The sequence below is a fragment of the Deltaproteobacteria bacterium genome (assembly GCA_016874735.1).
Classification (GTDB): domain Bacteria; phylum Bdellovibrionota_B; class Oligoflexia; order Oligoflexales; family CAIYRB01; genus CAIYRB01.
In genome coordinates this window covers 1-5,020 of the sequence record VGTI01000126.1, presented here as the reverse complement: position 1 = coordinate 5,020, position 5,020 = coordinate 1, and the positions used below count along the sequence as shown (strand labels likewise).

General features: G+C 49.2%; 5 protein-coding genes. 1 reads left to right on the top strand and 4 read right to left on the bottom strand.

Features of this window, described 5'->3' with window-relative positions:
* The first annotated feature begins 207 nt into the window (after window positions 1–207).
* Window positions 208–429, top strand: a complete 222-nt coding sequence (locus tag FJ146_19425) for a hypothetical protein (protein MBM4254142.1) — start codon at window positions 208–210, stop codon at window positions 427–429.
* A 588-nt stretch (window positions 430–1,017) separates the two neighbouring features.
* Here the strand turns inward: FJ146_19425 and FJ146_19420 are convergent.
* The 4 genes from FJ146_19420 to FJ146_19405 all read right to left on the bottom strand — a co-directional run bounded on the left by FJ146_19420 (window position 1,018) and on the right by FJ146_19405 (window position 4,703).
* A complete protein-coding gene (locus FJ146_19420; protein ID MBM4254141.1) occupies window positions 1,018–1,521 on the bottom strand; it encodes a hypothetical protein in 504 nt (167 codons plus the stop codon).
* A 596-nt stretch (window positions 1,522–2,117) separates the two neighbouring features.
* Window positions 2,118–2,513 (bottom strand): hypothetical protein, encoded by a 396-nt coding sequence (locus FJ146_19415; protein ID MBM4254140.1) that lies wholly within the window; start codon window positions 2,511–2,513, stop codon window positions 2,118–2,120.
* A 701-nt stretch (window positions 2,514–3,214) separates the two neighbouring features.
* The gene (locus FJ146_19410) at window positions 3,215–3,610 is read right to left on the bottom strand and encodes a hypothetical protein (GenBank protein ID MBM4254139.1); all 396 of its coding nucleotides are present in this window, start codon (window positions 3,608–3,610) and stop codon (window positions 3,215–3,217) included.
* Between the two features lie 697 nt (window positions 3,611–4,307).
* Window positions 4,308–4,703, bottom strand: coding sequence for a hypothetical protein (locus FJ146_19405; protein MBM4254138.1), 396 nt, complete (start codon window positions 4,701–4,703; stop codon window positions 4,308–4,310).
* Between the last annotated feature and the right edge of the window lie 317 nt (window positions 4,704–5,020).

The following is a 5,020-nucleotide window of genomic DNA, read 5'->3' as shown; positions in this document are numbered from 1 at the left end:
GCAAGGCAGAGGGCAAGGAAGATGCCAGCCTAGCTTTTCTGAAGGCACTGCTTACGTCGCCCGAGACAAACAAGCTGCCTGATGCCAAGATTGCCGCATTAACTGGGCTGCCTTTGGATGTTGTGATCAAGTTCCGGGCTGAGTCGAAGTGAAGCGCTAAGATCTCGACTACAGGTCGAGGCGTACACTGCTCTGAGGTCCCAGGCTTTGTCGATGGTGGCGAGCTCACCTGTAACTGTCTTGGTGACGGATTCTCTAAACCTGGTAACAACGGCACCGTCAGCTGCCGAGACTTCTGCTGGGGTGAGCAGTGGGGCGCAGTCGGTAACTGCCTCGCTGCCTACAAGGGTGAAAGCATATCGTGTGACACCGCGTCAGGATCTCCGCAGGACTGCGCTTGCGGTGGTTTTACGCAGTGAGGAGATGTGACTGACATCTGTCACAGGTGTTAGTCACGTCCATGACAACCTCCCGTTCACCCTCATTCCCTTTCTCCTTTATTCCGTGCCTCCGTGGTCAAATACTGAAATCTCGATAGACGACGGAGGCACGGAATAAAGGAGAATTGAGCACATTGTAACCGCGACATTAGCCAGTCATGCGGCATTCTCTCGGGATATCGTTCAGAGACATTTTGCGCATCATCGCCCATGTCGTTCGCTTTTAATGGGTAACTTTGCAATTCTCCAGTCGCCATCGTTTGAATTAAACACAAGTGGTGTAAGGAGCGAATCATTGACGACGATTGTTGCACAGGAGGTGGGAACGACAAGGTCACTAAAGGCGATACGTCAACCCACAGATATCGACAATAAAACTCTTGCTGAATTAACGGTCGCATACGGACCGGATGATCATTTTGACGCCTACGCGGTGTTTCAATATTTGATATCGCGTGAGATGCAGTCTAACAACGCGAACAACGACAATTCAGATCGTATTCCAATTTATAATCGCATTTCGATATTTCATGAGAGCAAGCTTGGCAGACATGAGATGAAGCACCAAAAGGAAGTGCTAAAACTTACGACTATTTTTGATGTTATCAATTTCGGCTATAGCCGCAGCCATGCCTTCCTCGTAAATGAGCGGCCACTGCGGATCGAGTAGGAACTTTAGTTCGAAAGCAGGATCTCTATCGCCTCTAGCGATCATGTAAAAATCGGCATCGTACATCAGACGATTGACAAAGTGGCCTACACCGACACTAGAGACCAGATGATATTCGGGGTTTTCATCGCAGAACGTAAGTAACAGGGGTAGTAGCTGTCCGGCAAATACTCCGCAGAAATCATGACCAGTGAGCCCTAGCCACTCTAGTTCATAATAGTTATGCACTGCACCGACTCGTCGGTAAAAGTCCTCTAGACTCACAATCAAGTCGACGTTGTTTTCCTTCACTCTGGCACCCATGATTGGACCCTCTAGGCATCGGGAGTAGGCTTTGCCAATGATGTGATCGGCAGATTCCGGCCAATTCTTGACCCAATGCTCAGGAATAGTGGGAGCGACTGAAAACACATAAGACTCAGGCAAGAATAACCGGTCTTTGCGTCATCCTTTTCCCTCTCCGTCCGCTGTTGTGCTACCCAATTCCTCCTTTTCTCCTTAATTCCGTGTCTCCGTGGTCAAATACTGAAGTCTCTTTAGACCACGGAGGCGCGGAATGAAGGAGAATGGAATTTCTTGTTAACGCAGCACTAGCTGGTTATGCCGCGTCCTATCGCAATAGCGGTCAAAGACATGTCGCTCCGCATTGCCCATGTCGTTCGCATTTGCTGGAAGCTTCTGCCATCATTTCGTCACGGTGTATTGCGTGCCTTTTTGGTTCGCGAGGAGTGAAGGTGATGACTGAATTTGCTCAGCTTATTGGTACTACGAGGTCCTCAAAGGTGATACGTCAGCCAGTAAGTATCTCCATTACTACTCTTACAGAATTGACCAGTGATTACGGTCCAAATGACCACTTTGATGCATATGCACTATTCGAGTTTTTACTATCACGTGAATTAGCCCGCATTGGCAGAGATTCACCACGGGCTGATCTTTATCAAAGGTTTTCTGCATTTCATCGTGAATTGCTTACAGATGAGGAGATGGAGCGTCAAAAAAAAATTCTAGGAATCGCGACTGTTTTTGATGTTATTAAGTTCGGCAATAGCCGCAGCCATACCCTCCTCGTAAATGAGCGGCCACTGCGGATCAAGTAGGAAGTTTAGTTCTAATGATGGATCTCTGTCGCCGTTTGCGATTAAATAGCTGTTTGCATCTGCGCATAGGCGGTTGGCATAGCGGCCATTTCTGAGGCTCGACACGATATGGTAGGTGGGATGTTGCGCTACAAAATTCTTTAAAGCAGGTAATTGGGCTTTGCCAAACATTCCGCAGAAGTCATGACCCGTTAGTCTGAGCCACTCGAGCTCGTAGAAGTTCCTTACTGCGCCGACGCGGACAAAGAATTCGTCATAGTTCACTAGCAACTCGACTTTAGTTTGGTTGGCCTTAGCACCCATGTTTGGATCCTATATTCATCGCAATTTGCGTGTACCCTCAGGGTATCGGCAGTTTCTGGTTACGTCTTAACGTAAGGAAGAGATCTTCGTTAATTAGTCTGAAAATCTGTTTTTTCAGAATAAATTCCGAGTCCTTGCGGAGCCCCACTCTTTCCCCGTCCGCTGTCGCGTCCCATAGACCCTCCCCTTCTCCCTCATTCCGTGTCTCCGTGGTCAAATACTGAAGTCTCCTTAGACCACGGAGGCGCGGAATAATGGAGAATGGAATTTCTTGTTAACGCGGCACTGGCTGGTTATGCCACGTCCGATCGCAATAACGGCCAAAGACATCTTGCTCAGCAGCGCCCATGTCGTTCGCCTTTGCCGAAATCTTCTGCCATCCTTGCGTCACAAACGTGTTGCGTACGTTCGGTGTCGTGGAGGTGAACGCAGTGTCCGATTTTATCCAGCCAGTGGGAACCACTAGATCCTCAAAAGCGATACGTCAGCCAGTAAAGGTCGACGAAACCACTCTTGCAGAATTGACAGGTGACTACGGACCAGACGACCACTTTGATGCCTATGCACTATTCGAGTTTTTACTGTCGCGCGAATTAGCCAGTATTGGGGTTAACTCACCGCGCGCTGAGCTTTACGAGAACATTTCGTATTTTCATCGAGAAGCAATGAGCAAGGATGAGATGGAACGTCAAAAAAAGGAGCTAGGAATTGCGACCATTTTTGATGTTATTAATTTCGGCCATGGCCGCTGCCATCCCTTCTTCGTAAATGAGCGGCCACCGGGGATCAAGTAGGAAGTTTAGTTCCAATAGCGGATCTCTGTCGCCGTTTGCGATTAGGTAGCTCCTAGCATCTGTGCATCGGCGATTGACAACGCGCCCATTTCCAACACCCGACACGAGGTGGTATGTTGGGTTTTTCGTGATAAACGACTCTAAGATAGGTAGTAGGTTTGGATCGAAACATCCCGAGAAGTCATGCCCCGTGAGTCCAAGCCGCTCGAGCTCGTAGAAGTTTTTCACAGCACCCACGCGGTGAAAGAACTCTTTATAATTCACCATTAACTCGGCTTTGTTTGTCTTGGCTCTAGCACCCATGGTCGGTTCCTATAGATAGCGTAACTCGGGTTTTACCATCCTGTAATCGGTAGTTTCCGGCCAATTCTTGACTTAACCTCCGGGTGTGGCTGAAGTGACCGGAAATACGGAAGATTCAGGCACAAATTGCGAGTCCTTGCGGAACCCTAATATTTTCCCGTCCGCTGTCGCGTCCCCTAGACCCTTCCCCTCATTCCGTGTCTCCGTGGTCAAATACTGAAGTCTCGCTAGACCACGGAGACGCGGAATAAAGGAGAATGGAGTTTTTTGTTAACGCAGCACTGGCTGGTTATGCCGCATCCTCGCGGAAAGTCGTTCCAAGACATCATACACAGCACCGCCCATGTCGTTCGCCGTAGCCGGAGGCTTCTGGCATCCTGGAGTCATAAGTGTAGTGCGCACGTTCTGTTTCGCGGAGGTGTAGGTGACTTCTGAATTTGCTCAGCGGGTAGGTATTACGAGGTCTTCAAAAGCAATACTGCAGCCGGTAAATATCGACGACAAGACTCTTGCTGCATTGACCAGTGACTACGACCCAAATGATCACTTCGATGCATACGCCCTATATCAGTATTTGCTGTCGCGTGAGCTTGCGGCCCTTGGTCTAGACTCAACGCGCATTAGTCTTTACGACGCAATTGCAACTTTTCATTGGGAAAGAGTCGGCAAGAGAGAAACTGACCGGCTCAAAGCTTCGTTAGGACTTGCCACTATTTTTGATCTTATTAATTTCGGCTATGGCCGCAGCAATTCCGTCCTCAAAATCGATGGGCCATCGCGGATCGAGTAAAAAGTTTAGCTCTAGCGCTGGATTTCGATCGCCCTTAGCGATCAGGTATCGGCTAGCATTTTTGCAATACCGGTTGGCAAATCGACCGACCCCCAGGCTGGACACCAAATGAAATTCTGGCTTCTGTGAGATGAATCGTTGCAATTGCGGTAATTCGTCGCTATCAAAACATCCACAAAAGTCATGACCCGTTAGTCCAAGCCACTCGAGCTCGTAGAAGTTCTTTACTGCGCCGACGCGGCTAAAGAATGCGACGTAGTTCACCATCAGTTCGACTTTGTTTGTCGTGGCTCTAGCACCCATGGTCAGATCCTATAGGTAACGGGAGTCGCATTTGCCAATCTTGGGATCGGTAGATTCCGGCTAATTCTTGACCCAAGACTCAGCTGTAGTCGAAGTGCCCGAAAACACATAAGATTCAAGCAGGAATTACGGGGTCTTGCGTCACCCTGCTCTTACGCCGTCCACTGTCGTGCGACCTAATTTGACGCGGGAGTTTTTGTCCCTATCAACCTTCTGCGCAGAGCGCCGATTCACCGATGCTCCAGGCTCCTGCGTCAGTGCAAAGATCTCGACCACAGGTCGAGGCGTCCACTGCTCCGATGTCCCAGGATTTGTCG

Bases quoted from the DNA above. Each gene is read 5' to 3' on its own strand.
- FJ146_19415 (MBM4254140.1), bottom strand. From the start codon at position 2,513: ATGGGTGCTAAGGCCAACCAAACTAAAGTCGAGTTGCTAGTGAACTAT.
- FJ146_19405 (MBM4254138.1), bottom strand. From the start codon at position 4,703: ATGGGTGCTAGAGCCACGACAAACAAAGTCGAACTGATGGTGAACTAC.
- FJ146_19410 (MBM4254139.1), bottom strand. From the start codon at position 3,610: ATGGGTGCTAGAGCCAAGACAAACAAAGCCGAGTTAATGGTGAATTAT.